Here is an 18134-nt window from a genome sequence, read left to right on the forward strand (position 1 = left end):
ACCTCTTTACACTAATCACTACTAACTAACTAAAATTTAACTGAATTGAGATTCTTATCTACTAAAATGCCTTCACCAATCTTAAGCCCGAACTGTAGCTTGCGTTTTGCCTTTAATTTCAGGATAAACAGATCAGTTGTTTCATTTAGCGCATCTTTTTCGCCGATGTTTACAAAGGTTGGATACAAAACCTTAGCGCCATTGGTGTGCAGGCGATCGTTGGTCAGGTTATCCATCTGTTTGGTGTTTAAAGGCTGAACGCTTACAAAATCATAATCCTGTGCATTGTATGGTAGGGTAAAACTTAAAGCATTTACTGATTTCAGGTTTATTCCCTTTACTTTAATTTCGACGATTTCGTCTTTATTGTAAGCTTGTTTAGCAGTACTGATTTCCAGTTTACCTCCAATTTTATCAATTTTAGCATTTTTAACACCTCCTTCAAGCTGTGTAGCCACCACCGAAACATCATAAGCATCAATCAGGTTATTTTTGTTAATATCACCATTGCTGATATAACCTTCAAAATCGGCATCACCTTTTCTTAAACCGGTATAATTGATGTAAGAGGTTAAATCGTTCCTATCAATTAAACGGTCGTTATTGATATCGCCTGGAAGATAACTTTCGGTACCAGGAACCTTAAATACATACAGCTCTCTGCCTGAACCAAAACCACCTACTCCATCAGCAACAGCAATTTTGATGTAACGGGCAGCAGGATGTGCTGTGAAATTGAATATTTTAATTTCGTCATTATTGGCCCATTCAAATGCACCAGCCTCTGTCCAGCTTTCTTTATTGTTGCTGTAAAATACTTTACCTTTTAATAAAATTCCATTCCCTCTTCCCGTACGCGGCAGGTAATGGAATTTATCCAGTTGATTGATCGATTTCAGATCGAGAATCATATCAAAAGGAACTGCCTTGGCGCCCCATTTGGTATGCCAGGTATTGCCTTCATCATAATCGAACAATTTATTGATGCCAGAGCCACCTTGATTTTCTACAGTAGTTTCGGCTACAATACCCTGAATAGCAAACTCTAAAGGATTGGTTTTAGTAGTGGCTTTGATTTCGGTCCAATCAGAATAACCATCTTTGTTTACCGCTCGTAGTTTAAATGAATAAGCTGTTTCAGGCAATAACCCATCAAATAACAAAGTAGTATCGCGGATCGTGGTATAATGCATATCATTAAAATCGATTTCATAAAAATCTGCATTGCTTACTTTGATCCAGCTTGGGCTAAGCGTATAAGCTTCTCTGTTTTTATCACTTACCCTTGCATTAGCAGGAGCAGTTAATTTCCCTGTTGACAAACGTTGTTTATCTGCAGGTTCAAATTTAAATCCATCTATGCTAAGTGTTACTGGATTGATGGTAATATCGGTAGATTGAAGTTTAACCAGCAATTGAGGATTTTTAACCATTGCCACTTTTTCAAACTCGCTTCCTTTTGTAGCAAAACGGTTTAAGTTTGGTAAAGCATCGAAGAAATAAACGTTAGACTGTTTTAAAAACTCGTCTTTTGACTTTACTTCTGTCAATTTTATTTTACTGTTCCCAACTTTTGCGGTTAACCTTTTGGATCTTTCGGTAACGTTGATTACAAATTCTGTTGTTTTTTCTTTCACAAAGCCATCAAAATCGCCCTTTGTAGGATGAATGGTAACCAAGGCATTGTTTTTTTGATCCAGTTCTGATTCGATTAAAGTAGAAGCACCCTTTCCTAATTTGTAGGCTTCTGTTGCACCGTCATCATCATATTCAGTAAATGACGTTTTTCCAAAAGGATATAATTCATAGATACGGTTTGCTTTGTTGATTTCAGAAACGTTGTTATTCGGATTCGTCATCGGGATAATAGCACCATTTTTAACAAAAACAGGCAATTTCCATAACGGCGAGTCAAAACTATTGAGAATGCTATTTCCTGTGTATTTTTCTCCGGTGAAATAATCAATCCATATTCCTTCTGGCAAATAAATACCATTGCGGATATCGTTACCTTTCTCGTCTGATTTGGTAGCCTGATAAATTGGCGCTACTAAGAAAGAAGGTCCATATAGATATTGATATTGTGTTGAAGTACCTTTTGTGTAGGCATTTGGATACTCCAGAAACATCGCCCTGATGATTGGCAAGCCGGTAACGGCTTCTCTTGCCACGCTATAAGTATACGGAATCAGCTCTGATTTAAGTTTTAAATAATTGCGGTTGATCGAAGCTACAGGTTCGCCCAATGCGTGTGGATATTTTTCGTTAGCGCCCCAACCGTCCATATTTAATTCCATTGGCGTAAAGGTTTTCCATTGGAAATCGCGGGTGTTGATGGTTAGGTTTTTACCACCAAAAATGCCATCCATATCGGAACTAATATTAGGCTGACCTGATAAACCAGAACCTAAATAAGTAGGGATGTGGAAACGGATATATTCCCAAACGCCGCCAGTTTGATCACCCGACCAAATACCGGCATAACGTTGTGTACCTGCCCAACCATCTAATGAAATGATAAATGGACGGCTGCTATTGCCATAATAAGGCATAATCTGCGCTACATCGGCAACACCATTCAACCCGAACGAGTAACCGGCACCAACCCATGCCACATCGGTTTTTAATACCCGAACACCAGCATCTCTGGCTTCTTTAATAATATCACGCTGTAATAATGGACTCACTTCGGATTTAGGGTGAAGATCGGATTGTGTCCAAAGTCCAATTTCTACACCATTTTTACGGGCATAATCGCCAAAACTCTTTAGGTTCTGAATATTGCCATCTAATGTTTCGGTTTGGCCATAACCTGCGCCATAACCATCATTTGGAAGTACCCAGCCCAAAGGCATATCATGTTTTTTATATCGATCAATCACTGCACGGGCCGAAAATTGGTAGTTATTTTTTTCACCATTAAGCGATTCTTTTATACCACCATTATCTTTCTGACTTTCTTTATAGCGTTTACCATCTTCAAATAAAGTTCCCTTTTCATCTTCTTTCCAAAAATCGCGGTTGTAAGCGTTTAAATGCCCTTGATAGAAACCAAATTTTGGCAACAAAATCGGATTTCCGGTAAGTTGATAAAAATCGTTTAGTAAAGGTACTGCTCCATCGTTAACCATAAAAAAGGCATCCAGGTAATCGGTTTCGTGTGCCAATTTCACCAATCCTTTTTCTTTAGCGCCAAAATTGTAGCTCCCTTTACTGAAGGTATGCCACATCACCGCGTAACCATTGGTAGACCAATAATAAGGTGTTGGCGACGCTACTCCCCCATCTGTCCAGGAGTTTTGGTTCTCGATAGCAATATTTTTTCCCTTGTGCGAGAAACGGCCGTTCTGTACACCACCGCCATAAAAATATTCCTGTGGGTTTTCTTTTAAGCTAAGGGTTACTTTTCCTTTCTCGAATTGGATCGGTGCTAATTCTTCCACAGCAACAGTTTGTGTTGCAAGGTTGATAATTTTGATCAGGGAAGTATTTTTATCGAAAAGAACAGTGATCTTGCCCGTAGATATGAATAGTTGATTATTCTCATCTTTAATATCCAGTTTTGAAACTGGTCTGCGTGGGTTTTCCACTAAAATTTTGGCTTCTGGTTTTGCTTCCGGATCGCGTATAAAACCTCCTGTAGGATCTTCGAAAAGGCGGAAAATATTATCGCCATAAAAATCTAAGGTTAAGCGTTGGTTATCAGAAAGCAATAATTCTATTGTAGTGGTATTAATCTTTGTTGCACTAAGCACTTTGGTAACCTTTTGTGCTACCTGATCGATTTTCTGAGCGGCTGGTTGAGCAGCAATAAAAAACGGAACGGCAATTAAAAAAAACGCAAATGCCAAAACAACGCTTTTAGATTGATTTTTGGAACTGGTTATTTTAAAGTTTTTGAAAAAATAATGCGGGGTCATTAAAAGTTAAATTTGGTTATGTGTTTATATGTTGAACAAGCTAATAGGTTTAGTTGCTATGGGATAAAGTTAACAAACACATTAAAGGAACTAGCGCATTTTTGAGGACAAAAACCGCGCAATCGTTTGCCTATCTAATTTTTTACCAGAGAGGGTGTTCTGTTTTTTTCATTATTAAGAAGTTTAGGACATTAAGGCTTTAGAATAAGCAAAGGATCAACGACCAAGATCCAATTACCGATGAATCATGATCAGAAAAATTATTCGGTTAGCGAAATTACGGGTACTGCAGTCATCTCTTTACAAGTATGAGCGGCTTATCAAATAACTGTCTTGCCGTATAGGCTACAATATTTACAGAACTTCACTAAACTACCTACACATAAAAACCAATATTATCAAAAAAAACACAAAGCGCGTAATCGTCTGTTTTTAGTACGATTTAGCCGTAAAACATTGATTACTTAGATTTTAAATGAATGTATCTTTATATTACAAACTTAATAAAGGATCGAATGGCAAGCATTTTGCAAGTGTTTGGAAAATTGCTTATAATAAATGAATTTCCAAATACCACAATCCTACAGCTGTGTAATTATAGATAACAGCCAAATAGATGTAAAAATACTGGAGCACTTTGTTTCCAAAATAGATAAACTCCAACTTAAAGGAAGTTTTACGGATGCAATAGATGCCATGGCCGCCTTTTGGACTTACGGAAAAATTGATTTCCTATTGCTGGATATCCAAATGGATATCTCAGGAATTGATGTAGCCAGAATGCTTCGAAACAGCGTAAAATTTGTCGTATTTGTAAGTGCCGAAGGTAATAAGGCTATTGATGCTTTTGATAAGGGCAACTGTTTTTTACTTAAACCCCTCAATTTTAAAAAATTTGAAGATACCGTGAATCAGTTGATTCTGGCTGAACATAATAACAAAGAAATGCTTTTGTGAATAGCTCGCTGATGATACCCGCTTTCTTTTTACCATTAAGGAATTAAGACCATTAAGTTTTTAAGCACAAGTAAAAGAAGGTACATCATTTTTGCTTTGAGCGTTAGTTTTCAACCCCTATCTTTCTTACCATTAAGGAATTAAGACGATTAAGTTTTTAAGCACAAGTGAAAGTAGGTACTTCATTCTGATCCAATAGCCATCGGATTTATTTTATTAGCAGTTTTATTGTTTTAAAGGCCTAATAGCTACTTCGTGGTCAGAATCTTTCAGGCTGAGATATTTTTTAGCCACGCAAGCACGGATGTACACGGAAGTTAATTTACCTATTTGCTTTGGTCTTTCAGCTTTTTGCTTTAGTCTTTTATCTTTAGTCTTTCAGCCCTATCTTTCTTAAATATCCGAATAGTCTGTTGGGTAAACAAATTTAGTATCGTTTTTAGAAACATTGTGCTGATACTCTGGCATTGCAGAAAGTTTCTTCCAATAATCATCTGCAGAGAATGCCTTCCAGTGCGCATCTCTATCTGTTTTATTTTCGAAAGTGGTTAAATACATTAAATTAGGCATACGGCTGCCGGCAATTACTTCTCCATAAAATACGGCATTAAAATTTAACCTTTTAAATAAACCGATTTCATCGCCTTTATTAAACATTTGAACTTTATTCTGAAAATATTTCTCCGTAGGGGCTTCGTAACTTCTTAATTCGTACACCCGTTCTTTCATTGGAGATTTTAGATTAGGCAGCATAAAATGAGGGGCATCTTCAAAAGCTTTTAAAACAATAGATTCTAACCGTTCGAAAGGAGCTTCGGTAAAGACTGCATCCAGATAGGTTTTACCATCAGCGGCGTATTTTTTGTCTTTTGCCAGCTTTTTATCCAGCTCTAAAATTCCATTCAATGATTGTAAAGGGATAAATACATAAATAAGTTTTTCTGTAACTAAAGCCTGATCACCTACAATTGGTTTAAACACGCCTACTTTTGCAATTCCACAGCGGTGCAATGCGGGTAAATATGCTTTTTGCAAATAATCATCTACCGTTTTTTCTTGAGCATCGGTTTTCAAATGGTAAATTTTGATCTGATAGAAATCTATCTTTGATGCATTAACAGCAAATACGTTAGATAATAGCACGAGTAAAAACAGACAGGAAATTTTAATTCTTTGCGACATGGTTAAAGGATATTTAGATACAATGCGTCAAAGTAACAATTTATTTTTTAATGATTGAATAACAGAATGAGTGAATTTTGAATGAACTAATCTACTTTGAAAGATTCGGATTTGGTGGTTCGGCATTAAGTAAATGTTTCACAAAGAAATCGCGTTTACGCCTGCGTCCGTAAATACCACCATCACTGTGCCCCATGCCCGGAATACTTAAAATATCGAAATCTTTATTTGCTTTGATCAATGCATCAGCAAGTCGGTAGGTCGATTCTGGTGGTACATTTTCATCGGCTTCGCCAACAATTAAAAATAGATTACCCAGTAATTTACCTGCATTTGTAATGTTAGATTGTTCTCCATAGTGCGGCCCTACGGGATAGCCCATCCATTGTTCGTTCCACCATTGTTTATCGATACGGTTATCGTGACAGCCACAAGCAGAAACCGCAGCTTTGTAAAACTCGGGATGAAATAACAGCGCACCTGTTGAGCTTTGTCCACCCGCCGAAGTACCATAAATCCCTACTTTTGAAATATCAGCATTTGGATACTTAACCGCCATGGCTTTCAACCATAATATCCTGTCGGGGAAACCTGCATCGGCTATATTTTTCCAACATACATCATGAAAAGCTTTTGATCGGTTGGCGGTACCCATTCCATCAATCTGTACCACAATAAAGCCTAACTCAGCAATGCTCTGCATTTCGCTGGCTGGCAAGAAACTTTTAGGCACAAAACTATCATGAGGACCTGCATAAATATTTTCGATAACAGGATAAGTCTTACTCGCATCCATTTTTGAGGGAAAACAAACTATGCCCCAAATATCAGTTATGCCATCTCTTCCTTTGGCCACAAACACTTCAGGCAGTTTAACACCGGTAGCCAAATAAGCAGCTGCTTGCCCATGCTCTATTTCGTTTATTTTTCTGGTACTTGCAGTCAACCTTAACTCACTAATGGGTGGTACATTTACCTGAGAATAGGTATCAATATAATATTTACGATCAGGAGAAAAGCTGAGGTTATGGTTACCTTTTTCGGGCGTGAGGTTTACCAGGCCCTTTCCATCAAACCCGATTCTGTAGTAATGAATAAAATAAGGATCTTCGCCCGCATTCATTCCATTTGCCCTAAACCAAACCTGGCGTTTTACGATATCTACACTATCAATATCTTTAACTACGTAATTCCCTTTGGTAATTAAGTCTTGCTTTCCGGTTAAGGCATTTACCAAATAAAGATGTTGCCATCCATCTTGCTCACTCGTCCATAATATTTCATTTGTTTTGGGCAGGTATCTTGTATAGATACGATTTTCATAAATGAAGGTTTTGGTTTTCTCGTCGATAATGTTTTTAGTTTTTCCCGTTAAAACATCTACTTCAATTACCCTGAAACGCTGATGGCCGCGGTCTACTTTTTCATAAGTATAATAGCGGCTGTTATTACCTCGCCAATGCAATTCTGGTGCGCCAAAGAAATCTATCGGATCAGCATCTACTTTAATCGCCGTTTTAGCTACTATGTTAAAAACATAGGGTTGATAAGCAGTAAAATCATCGCCAGGCTGCGCATATTCTCTCGATTTTAATTCACCACGCGTGGTACCGGGAACAGAACTTAATACATAATGTACTTTTTTAATCTCTTTCGGATCAATTTTGTAGGCAACTATATTTTTTCCATCGGGCGACCATGCAAATTCGCCATAAGGTTTATCGGCATTACCATCGGTACTCAATTGGGTTTCTGCTTTTGTTGCCAGATCAATCACGAACAGGTTGCCACCACGGATCAGGATTTCGCTTTTGCCATCTGGCGATTTCCTTGATTCGCGGTTTCGTTGCCAGCGTGATCTCCGTTGCTGTAAAGGCCTTTTGGCATTGTAGCGATAAATACTGGTATCGTTTGTATGGGTTAAACTATAATCGTTCAGATTTAATTGATACCAGTTATTTTGTATTTTTAATTTTGCGGTATTGCCCTCATCGGCGAAATAAAGCTCTGTAAACTGAAGCTTTAATGGATTTTGTTTTTTACCAGTAATCTTTTCGATGTTCTGCGCAAGTTTATCATGATCAAATGCAGCTTTGCGTTTACCTGTTGCAGCATCTACATCATAATATTCCCATGTTCTGTTTGGAAGATTCTTTTTATACCAAAATGCGCTTCCATCTTTTTTCCAGAAAGGAATAAGATCATTATTGGTTGGAATATTACGTAATGCGGTATCCAGTTTAGTGGATAATTGGTAAGCATTTGCCATTTCAGCAGCACTTGGCGTATAAGGCTGTAAACCAGCTTGCTGTGCCAGCACCTGAAAAGAAACAAAACTTAATAGGATGAAGGCTATTGATTTTTTAGCGGTCGCGTAAATGGTCATTACAGATTTTTTATGGTAAAGTAGGGCTACGATTTTACAGATTCCTTTTAGATTTTGATGAATAACATCAATATTTTAACTGCTCACATCAACTGTATCTTTTGTTTTTAAATCCTGCCGGGCGATACTCCCTTTAATCAGGTAATAAATCGGTATACCAATTAAAGTGATGATTAATCCAGGCCAGGTAAATTTGGGTTTAAAAATAATTAGTAATATGCAAAAGGCCAGTCCCATTACCATATAGATGATTGGTAGTACAGGATAACCAAAGGCTTTGTAAGGCCGTTCGGCATCTGGTCGTTTTTTACGAAGGATAAAAATCCCAAAAATGGTGAGCATATAAAACATCACCACCACAAAAGAAATCATATCCAACAGGTCTCCATATTTTCCGCTAATACACCATAAACAAGCAAAAATACATTGAATCCATAGTCCAAATCCAGGAACCGCATTTTTGTTGAGCGTACCAACTTTTTTAAAGAAAAGGCCGTCTTTGGCCATTGAGTAATACACCCTGGCACCAGCCATAATTAAACCGTTGTTACAACCGAAAGTCGAAACCATAATCATTAATGCGATAATGATGGTACCAGCTGTACCGAAAATATGGTTGGCAGCAGAAACTGCCACCCGATCTTTATCAGCATAGGCAATATCGTGTAATGAAAGTACACCTGTATACATCACATTTGTAAGGATGTAGAGCACTGTTACGATAATGGTTCCTAAGGCTAAACTCAAACCAATATTGCGTGCAGGGTTTTTAATTTCGCCGGCAATAAAGGTTACGTTGTGCCAGGAATCGCTACTAAATATCGAACCTACCATCGCAGCGGCAATGGCACCGAAAGCAGCCAAAGTAGTATAAGAACCAATATTTCCATCGGCAGATAGTGGTCCTAAAACCCACATATTTTCCCAGTTGGTTTTCCAGATTCCTTTATCCAAAAAGAAAAGCCCAAATGCAATGAGGCCAAACAAACTTAACAATTTGGCCACTGTAAAGGTCGTTTGAATCATTTTACCGCCGTTTACCCCTCTATTATTAATATAGGTAAGTAATATAATTATCCCAATGGCCAATAGTTGTGCCGGTGAGATGGTAAAGAAACCCAAATCGATGGCTACTAAATCTTCACTTAGTTCGGGCACGAGATAAGCCGTAAACTTGGCAAATGCCACACCCACGGCGGCAATAGTTGCGGTTTGGATTACCGTAAAAAAACTCCAGCCATATAAAAAACTGATCAGTGGGTTGTATGCTTCTTTTAAATAAATATACTGTCCGCCCGCCTTTGGAAACATGGCACTTAATTCACCATAACTCAATGCTGCAGTAAGCGTCATAAAGCCTGTAATTAACCAAACCACTAACAGCCAGCCAGAACTGCCTACATTTCGGGTAATATCTGCACTTACAATAAAAATACCCGACCCGATCATACTTCCGGCTACAAGCATTGTTGCATCCATCAATTTAAGTGAGGGTTTAAACTGTGTGGTTTCTTTTTCAATCATGTGTTCTGTTGCTTGGTGGTTCAAATGGTTTTGTGATTTTGATTTATTTAAGCTGATCGTAAAAATGCCATGAGGTTTTAAAATCGCGTGTTAATGGCTGATTGGTTAAAGTAGCCCTAATCATCTCTACAGGGATTAAATTTTCTTTAATCACAGCATCGTGAAAAGCTTTAAAGCTCATCTTACCACTATCAACCAGTTCTTTTTTAAGGGCAAAAAGCTGGAGACCACCAGTAAGGTAAGCTACCTGGTACAGAGGACTATAATCGCCTTTGAAAGATCTGCGCACTTCACCTTCTGCATTGGCACGTTCGTGCCCTACCCGATCAACCAAGAAATCGACACACTGCTGAGGGGTCCATTTGCCAAGATGAAAGTTTAGCGAAAAAAGAATCCTGGCGCAACGGTGCATGCGCCAGAAAAGCATCCCCATTTTTTCTTCAGGCGTTTTGGCGAAACCTTTATCATAAAGTAAAAGTTCCCAGTATAATGGCCAGCCTTCTATACTAAAAGGTGTTTGAAAAGGATCGCGATAGCTTTTGTAACGGTTATTGATAAAATATTGATAATGGTGACCAGGTAAGAGTTCGTGCTGTACTGTTCCTCTTGAAAAATAAGGATTATTACCACGCATACTCATTAACTTATCACCTTCCTCCATCGTATTGGTTGGATAGGAAATACTGATTTCGCGCCCACCGGTAAAAAATGGATTCACCAATTGGCGTTCGGCCGACATCATTACCATACCCCAGGTTTCTTCTGCCAGTGGCGGAATATTGATCAGATCATTAGCTTTTATAAAGCTTAAGGCATCATCCTGTAGTTTTACAATCAACTCTGGTTGTTTACCTAAGGGCACGTAACTATTCTTGATTTTTTCCTGCGCTTTTTTCCAGTCATTTCCGAAGCCCATTGCTGCTGATGCTTTCAAAAGCTCATCATCGCAAAACTTAAATTCTTTTTCGGCAAGCTTGATCAGTTCTTCCGGTGTATATGGAATAAGCTCTGCATTTAATTGCCTGATCAGCTCTTCCCTTCCAATAGGGTTTCCCTTAATTTCTGGTTTATCTAATTTTGCAACAGGAACAGCATCTCCGCTATCGTTAAAAAGTTTAGCGTAATTAGTTAAGGCAAAGTCTAATCTTTGGTAAGGTTTAGGTACCCACCAGGTAAAACCAGGCTCATAATCCATATAGAACTGGTAAAAACCCTTTAAACGGTGCTTTAAACTCAAGGTTATGGCCGCTGCCATTTTAAGCTGATCGGGTTTGAGTATTCCTTTCTTAAAATTTAGATTTAGGATATCAACCTGCTTCGCAATTTCGTCCATCTGGGCCGCCAATAAAGAGCCTTCCTTATAAGTACCTCTTCTTCTTAATTTTTCGAGCGCATAAATCGCATCGGCAAAGGTAAAATACTTCGACAGGGCATTATAGTCTGTTTCCTCTTTACCTAAGAGCCAAACTGAAGATTCTATCTGTTTTTTAAGGAGAATGTAATCTACTTTGCCATAAACACTAAATCCTTCAAATTTGGCCGATTTTAACTTACTGAAATAATCGTTATTGATATCCTGCAGGCGTTTTCTTTGTTCAGGACTTTTAAAGGTAGTCATCGGAAAAGAATAAGTACCTCCTGCAGAATAAGGATAGTAGAAATCGTTAATGGCATCTACATCCTTTTGGTAACCCACTATCAGCGTACCCATTTCGCTGGTTTGCTCATACAAGCTTTCATTTGATGTTTGAGCTAATACAAAAGTGCCTGATAACAGGCTTACCATGAATAAAAGGGCGAAAAACTTTAATTTGTTTTGCATTTGGTTTGGTTAAATTTGGCAAATAGCATTTGCCTCCACTTGAAAAAATGGCTAGCTTTTTTTTTAAAAAATAAGATGTTTTTTTGCTTAGGCGCCTACATAGCTCACCCTGCTTACATTATTATAAGTATCGATATATGCTCTTGGCGATTGACCAATAATGCTTTTAAATACCCGGTTGAAATTGGTAATGCTATTGAAACCAGCTTTATAGGCCACGCCTGAAATGCAATCGGCTTTTTCTCCCGAAATGAGGCTTTTACAGGCATCGTTGATTCTAACTTCATTTAAAAAAGATACAAAGGTATGTCCTGTATGTTTCTTAAAATACCTGCAGAAGGCCTGCGGAGTCATAAACGCAGCATTGGCTACATCTTCTAACGAAATTTGATTATTGTAGTTTTCGGTGATGAAGTTAATGATCTTACTTAATCGCATACCTTCATTTTCGGTTACGTTAGAAGAATACATATCTGAGCATAACGATTCTACATTCTCATTTAAATCCTGAAGGCTGTTAACCAATTTCAGAAAGTTAAATAACACATCAACTCCTGATGCCTGGTGAACATTGAACATTTTGGTTACCATGTTTTTAGTAAAAGCAGCAGGAATTTTAAAACCGTGTTTGTTTTTAGCTAAAAAACCACTGGCCATCTTCATTTCGGGAAGATTGAACAAAGCGGCTAAAATACCGTTAGGATTAAAGTAAATAGAACATGCTTTGATCGTTTTATTGTTATCAGCAGAGAAATATTCGGGGTTACTTTTAAAAAGATGTGGCAGTTTTGCCCCAATTACAAAAACATCGCCCGATCGGAAAGCATGCATATCATTCCCCGCAATTAATGTCCCCTCTCCTTTTTCTATGTAAGTAATCTGCCATTCATCATGTCGGTGCAGATATTGATAAAAATATGGAAGTTCAATATGTTCCGATATCACACTCTTGTCATCAGGAACAAGCATTGTAAATGGTAATACTTTCATAATTTTGGTTTAGTTAGTTGAGTTTGATTACGAATTGAATGTATAAATATTAACTCAAATAAACCAATAAAACTCAAATAAGGTTAAAATCCTGCTATAACTTGATAATATATGACGGATTTTGTGATGAATTCGGTAGCTAATAAATCACTACATATTTAGTTAACCAACTGTAAAGCAATAGCTAAAGCAGTTAATTTAAACCAGTAAAGCCCGCTATTTTTGGATTAACAGGTTATTTTAGCATTTTTTGAAGGAAATTATGAAGAAACTCGGTTACCTCAAGGAAGTCAAGTTTTTAAAACTGACTTCCTTTATATTATCTAGCTACTGCAAATGGCTCTGTTTTTAGATCGGTAGCCATGCCTGAAGCAATCTGGCTCACCAATAAACCCGTTGCCGGACCTAAACTTAAACCCATCATACCGTGGCCAGTAGCGATGATTAGATTTTCTCTTTTTTCGCTTCTGCCAATATATGGCAAACCATCAGGTGATGACGGACGGAAACCATACCAGATATCTTTTTCTGCTGGAAGTGCAGGTTTTAAATCTGGAAAATAAGCTGGAACCGATTCTACAATTCCTTTAACCCTTTGCATATTAATGCGGGAATTAATTTTATCTAACTCCATTGTGCCGCCATACCTAATCTGTCCGTTCATTGGTGTAATGGCCACTCTGGCTTCACATAGCAATGCCGGAATAGTTAAACGTTGCTGAGGTTCTGGCTCCATAAAAGAATAACCTTTACCTGGCATTATAGATATTTTAACATCGGCCATTTTAGCCACAGCAGGCGACCACGAACCTGTTGCCAAAACGTACTGATCGGCTTCCCAGGCGGTATTGCCAGTAAAAACCTTAATAACGCGATTGCCAACCGCTTCAATTTTATCAACCTCTTTGCCACGTTCTATCTTAACACCATTATTTAATAAATACTTAATCAAAGCATTCATCAACTTTGTTGGATAAAGATGTGCATCGCAACGATAATGTACCGCTCCTAAAACATCTAACTTTAAATCAGGTTGTAGTGCGTGGCACTCATCGGCAGTTAGTACAGCCATATCTAAGCCCAATTCAATTGCCCTTGCAGCTAAATGCGCTTCTTCTTCTCCTGCTTTTTCTGTTTTATAAAATGCCAGAATACCATTGTTAGTTAATTCGAAATCAAAATCAGGCTCTTTTGCCAAGCCTTCATATAGTTTTTTACTAAGCAGCGATAAATCGCGCAGTGGCGCTGCCGATTGGCTTACGTGTTTTGCCGTGGCATGTTTCATAAATTTCAAACCCCAATTAATGAGGTTTCCATTTAAAGATGGGCGAACATAAAACGGACTTTTACTGTCAAACATCCAGCGGATGCCCTGTTTTATCATACCTGGTGCAGCTAAGGGTACAAAATGGCTTGGTACAATCATCCCGGCATTACCAAAAGAGCAGTTGTCGGTAATATCTCCTTTATCCAAAACTGTTACTTCATAGCCTTTTTTCTGCAGATAATACGCTGAAGTTAGGCCTACAATTCCACCGCCTATAATTAATACTTTCGACATTCTTTTAATTTATACTGCTGATATTCATTTTAAAAACTCACTAAATCACCTGAAATCCGTGGGCATATGGATCGTCTTCGGCGTCGATTTTTATGGTATTGTAACCAAATACCTTAGCCCAACCTTCCACACTTGGAATAATAGCCTTGATGCCATTAAGATCCACTTCTTCCTCTACTCTACCTGTAAACTTGCTGCCAATAAAACTTTCGTGGATAAAATCTTCCCCTTGTTTTAATTTTCCTTTGGCGTGCCATTGGGCCATGCGGGCAGATGTTCCTGTTCCACATGGCGACCGATCGATGGCTTTATCGCCATAAAAGACTGCATTCCTGGCGGTTGCTATAGGATCGATTGTTTTTCCGGTCCACAATACGTGGCTACAGCCATTTATCGTCGGATCTAAAGGATGTACAAAAGTATATTGTTCGTTGATGCGTTTTCTAATGGTCTGACTCCAGGTAATCAGTTGCGAAGCGGTATAGTTTTCCAGTCCCGGGAAATTTTCCTGCGGGTCTACAATTGCGTAGAAATTTCCACCGTAAGCCACATCAAAAGTAAGCATACCTAAATCTGGGCATTCTACCTGAAGATTTTCAGCAGCCAGATAAGATGCCACATTTTTCAGTTTAACAGACTTTACTTTTTTTCCTTCCTGTTTGTATTCGATCAATACCAATCCGGCTGGAGCCTCCATCCTGATCACTCCCGGTATTTTAGGCTGAATTAATCCTTCTTCTATAGCGATGGTAATGGTGCCGATAGTGCCGTGACCGCACATTGGGAGGCAGCCACTGGTTTCGATAAAAAGCACAGCTACATCATTAGCGGGATCGTGAGGTGGATAAAGAATACTGCCCGACATCATGTCATGACCGCGTGGCTCGAACATTAAACCTGTTCTAATCCAATCGAATTCTTTCAAAAAATGCTGGCGCTTTTCGCTCATGTTTGAGCCAATAAGCGGAGGACCGCCACCTGCAACTAACCTCACCGGATTTCCGCAAGTATGTGCATCTACACAAAAAAAAGTTTTACTCATGAGATTTCGTTAATTTTTGATTTATCGTTCTAAAAATACCTAAAGGATTTCCATCTTTCAATTCATCAGGCAATAATTCCTGCTCCCAATCCTGATAAGCAAATGGCCTTGCAAAACGATTAATTGCAGTAGAACCAACTGAGGTGAAACGGCTATCATTAGTAGCAGGGAATGGCCCACCATGTTGCATGGCTGCACAAACTTCGACACCTGTAGGCACACCATTTAAAATAATCCTTCCGGTTTTATCAGTCAATTTATTTACTAAAACTTGATAATGTTGAAGTTCCTGTTTTTCGGCCATTAAGGTAACGGTGAGCTGCCCTTCCAATACATCAATGGCTTTTTCGAGTTCAGCAATATCCTGAGCAACAACTAAGAGCGAGTACGGACCAAAAATTTCTTCACGAAGTTTTGGGTTTTTAATAAAATCGGCAGCACTTACCTGCGCAATTTTCGCTTCTGATTGATTTTGAAGCTCACTATTTTTCACAGTTGATGCCGATAAAAGCGCAACGCCACCTTCATTTACTACCTCAGCAGAAAGTTTACCATAATTATTGGCGATGCCTTCGGTAAGCATGGTTGCTGATGGAATAGTTGAAATTGCCTCTTTTAAAACGGCTTTAAAATTTTCGAGTGCCGGCGATTGAACCGCTAACAATAAACCCGGGTTGGTACAAAACTGACCAGCACCCAAAGTAATGGATGCCGCATATTTTTTAGCCAGTTCTTCTGCCTGGTTTTCTATGGCCTTTGGAAGAAAAATTACCGGATTAATGCTTCCCATTTCGGCAAAAACCGGAATAGGTTGCTCGCGTTGTTGCGCAAGATTAATCAATGCCATACCACCTTTAAACGAACCTGTAAAGGTTACCGCTTTAGTTAAAGGGTGTTGAACCAAACTGGTGCCAATAGTATAACCATCATCATACAACAAAGAGAAAATACCTTTAGGCATTCCCGTTTTTTCTGCAGCTTTGATGATGGCACCACCTACCAAAGCACTGGTTCCATAATGTGCGGGATGTGCTTTAACCACCACTGGGCAACCAGAAGCTAATGCTGATGCGGTATCGCCACCTGCAACTGAAAAAGCAAGCGGAAAATTGCTTGCACCAAAAACAACTACTGGCCCGATAGGGATCAGCATTCGTCTAATATCAGGTCGTGGCAAAGGTTGTCTTTCAGGCAGTGCAGTATCAATAATTGCATCAACCCAAGAGCCTTCAGCAACGAGATTAGCAAATAACCTTAACTGCCCGGTAGTTCTACCCAACTCTCCCTGTAAACGGCCCAGTGGCAAACCACTTTCTGCCGAAGCCCTGTTTACCAGTTCTTCGCCAAGGTTGGCAATTTCATCGGCAATGGCATTTAAAAAAGCAGCTTTAAGGTCTTTGCTTAGATTTCTATAGCTTTGAAAAGCCAATGTTGCAGATGTTAAGGCATCATTAACAAGGCGCTCGCTAGCTTTAAAAAACTCCCCGTCAAGCGTTAATCCCGTTGCGGGATTAACAGCTTTAAGGCTTTTTTCATTAACTTCTACATAAGTGCTGGCTACAATATTTTTTCCGTTCATATTTGGTTTTTAAACTATTTGCCCCAACTACCTGCTGGTAATTCTGGACGAACAGCTAATGCATCGTTAATAATTTTCAATACTTTTTCTCTTTCTGCTCCGTTTATCGGTAAACGTGGTGCACGAACTGCTTCCGTACCAAGTCCTGTAGCTACTTCTGCAAGTTTAATATACTGAACCAGTTTAGCGTGAATATCTAATTCAAGCACAGGTAAAAACCAACGGTAAATCGTTAGGGCCTCAGCGATGCGGTTTTCTTTAATCAACCTAAAAATAGCAACGGTTTCTCTTGGGAAAGCATCAACCAAGCCTGCAACCCATCCGTGAGCACCCATTACAATACTTTCCATTGCCAATGGATCTACACCTGTAAAAATCTTGAAGCGATCGCCAAAGCGGTTGATTAATCTAGTTACGTTAGAAACATCCCTTGTTGATTCTTTTATCGCCTGAATATTAATATATTTGGTCAAAACCTCGAACATATCTAACGTTACTTCTATTTTATAATCAACAGGGTTGTTATAAATCATAATCGGCAGGCTTGTGCTTTCCGCAATTGCACCAAAAAAGGCCAAAGTTTCGTCTGGCGCAGCGTTGTAGCGCATTGGTGGCAATAACATTAAACCTTGTGCGCCAAGCGATTCAGCTTTCAGGGCTACTTCAATTGCTTTTTTTGTGGTCGACTCTGCAATGTTCAATAAAACAGGTACGCGGCCATTTACTACGGTTAAGGTATGCGATAACAGACCGAACTTTTCTTCATCGGTTAGTACACTGGCTTCGCCAAGCGATCCACCTAAAATAATACCTTCTGCCCCAGCTTCTAACTGAGCCTCGATATTTAAATCAAAAGCCGGAAAATCTAATTCATCGTTTGCCGTAAACTTAGTTGTTACAGCAGGGAAAACCCCAGTCCATTTAATACTCATTGTAATCTTATGTTTTTAATAATTATGGTAAAAAAATTAATGCCGTTGATTAACCCAAAATTTAGTTTAATCTGTCAAAACATCATTTAACTAAATTATCAGCGATAAATCCGTTAAACGATAGTCAAAGATAATGGATCATTGTCCGGTTATATTATTGGATTTTAACCGATAATGGCCATAAATACGCCATTTGAATCAGACAAGACAGAATGAGAAAGATGATGGCTTTGCCCGAA

At 38.7% G+C, this 18134-nt stretch carries 11 protein-coding genes; 1 reads left to right on the forward strand and 10 read right to left on the reverse strand.

All coding sequences use genetic code 11. The features are described from left to right. Positions 1-29: 29 nt before the first annotated feature. On the reverse strand, positions 30-3851 hold the full coding sequence (locus tag EZ456_RS20990) for a TIM-barrel domain-containing protein (RefSeq protein WP_205945146.1): 3822 nt from the start codon (positions 3849-3851) through the stop codon (positions 30-32). A gap of 627 nt (positions 3852-4478) precedes the next feature. Between EZ456_RS20990 and EZ456_RS20995 the strand changes: the two genes are divergently transcribed. Then, positions 4479-4877 (forward strand): LytR/AlgR family response regulator transcription factor, encoded by a 399-nt coding sequence (locus tag EZ456_RS20995; protein ID WP_131533548.1) that lies wholly within the window; start codon positions 4479-4481, stop codon positions 4875-4877. Between the two features lie 393 nt (positions 4878-5270). Here the strand turns inward: EZ456_RS20995 and EZ456_RS21000 are convergent, their stop codons facing one another. The 9 genes from EZ456_RS21000 to EZ456_RS21040 all read right to left on the reverse strand — a co-directional run bounded on the left by EZ456_RS21000 (position 5271) and on the right by EZ456_RS21040 (position 17895). Further along, positions 5271-6059, reverse strand: a complete 789-nt coding sequence (locus tag EZ456_RS21000) for an NIPSNAP family protein (protein WP_131533549.1) — start codon at positions 6057-6059, stop codon at positions 5271-5273. 91 nt (positions 6060-6150) lie between these two features. After that, positions 6151-8445 (reverse strand): S9 family peptidase, encoded by a 2295-nt coding sequence (locus EZ456_RS21005; protein WP_225876587.1) that lies wholly within the window; start codon positions 8443-8445, stop codon positions 6151-6153. Between the two features lie 75 nt (positions 8446-8520). Further along, a complete protein-coding gene (locus EZ456_RS21010) occupies positions 8521-9969 on the reverse strand; it encodes an APC family permease (RefSeq protein WP_131533550.1) in 1449 nt (482 codons plus the stop codon). A gap of 43 nt (positions 9970-10012) precedes the next feature. Continuing rightward, positions 10013-11791, reverse strand: coding sequence for a DUF885 family protein (locus EZ456_RS21015; RefSeq protein ID WP_131533552.1), 1779 nt, complete (start codon positions 11789-11791; stop codon positions 10013-10015). 87 nt (positions 11792-11878) lie between these two features. Next, on the reverse strand, positions 11879-12781 hold the full coding sequence (locus EZ456_RS21020; protein ID WP_131533554.1) for an AraC family transcriptional regulator: 903 nt from the start codon (positions 12779-12781) through the stop codon (positions 11879-11881). A 319-nt stretch (positions 12782-13100) separates the two neighbouring features. Then, on the reverse strand, positions 13101-14342 hold the full coding sequence (locus EZ456_RS21025; protein WP_131533556.1) for an NAD(P)/FAD-dependent oxidoreductase: 1242 nt from the start codon (positions 14340-14342) through the stop codon (positions 13101-13103). Between the two features lie 40 nt (positions 14343-14382). Beyond that, complete coding sequence (locus EZ456_RS21030; protein WP_131533559.1) at positions 14383-15384, reverse strand: 4-hydroxyproline epimerase; 1002 nt, start codon at positions 15382-15384, stop codon at positions 14383-14385. Next, positions 15377-16963 carry an aldehyde dehydrogenase (NADP(+)) gene (locus tag EZ456_RS21035; RefSeq protein ID WP_131533561.1) on the reverse strand — a complete coding sequence of 529 codons (1587 nt, stop codon included), beginning with the start codon at positions 16961-16963 and terminating at the stop codon, positions 15377-15379. The genes EZ456_RS21030 and EZ456_RS21035 overlap by 8 nt, the downstream gene beginning before the upstream one ends. A 14-nt stretch (positions 16964-16977) precedes the next feature. After that, the gene (locus tag EZ456_RS21040) at positions 16978-17895 is read right to left on the reverse strand and encodes a dihydrodipicolinate synthase family protein (RefSeq protein ID WP_131533563.1); all 918 of its coding nucleotides are present in this window, start codon (positions 17893-17895) and stop codon (positions 16978-16980) included. Between the last annotated feature and the right edge of the window lie 239 nt (positions 17896-18134).

This window comes from Pedobacter psychrodurus (genome assembly GCF_004331735.1).
Lineage (GTDB): Bacteria > Bacteroidota > Bacteroidia > Sphingobacteriales > Sphingobacteriaceae > Pedobacter > Pedobacter psychrodurus.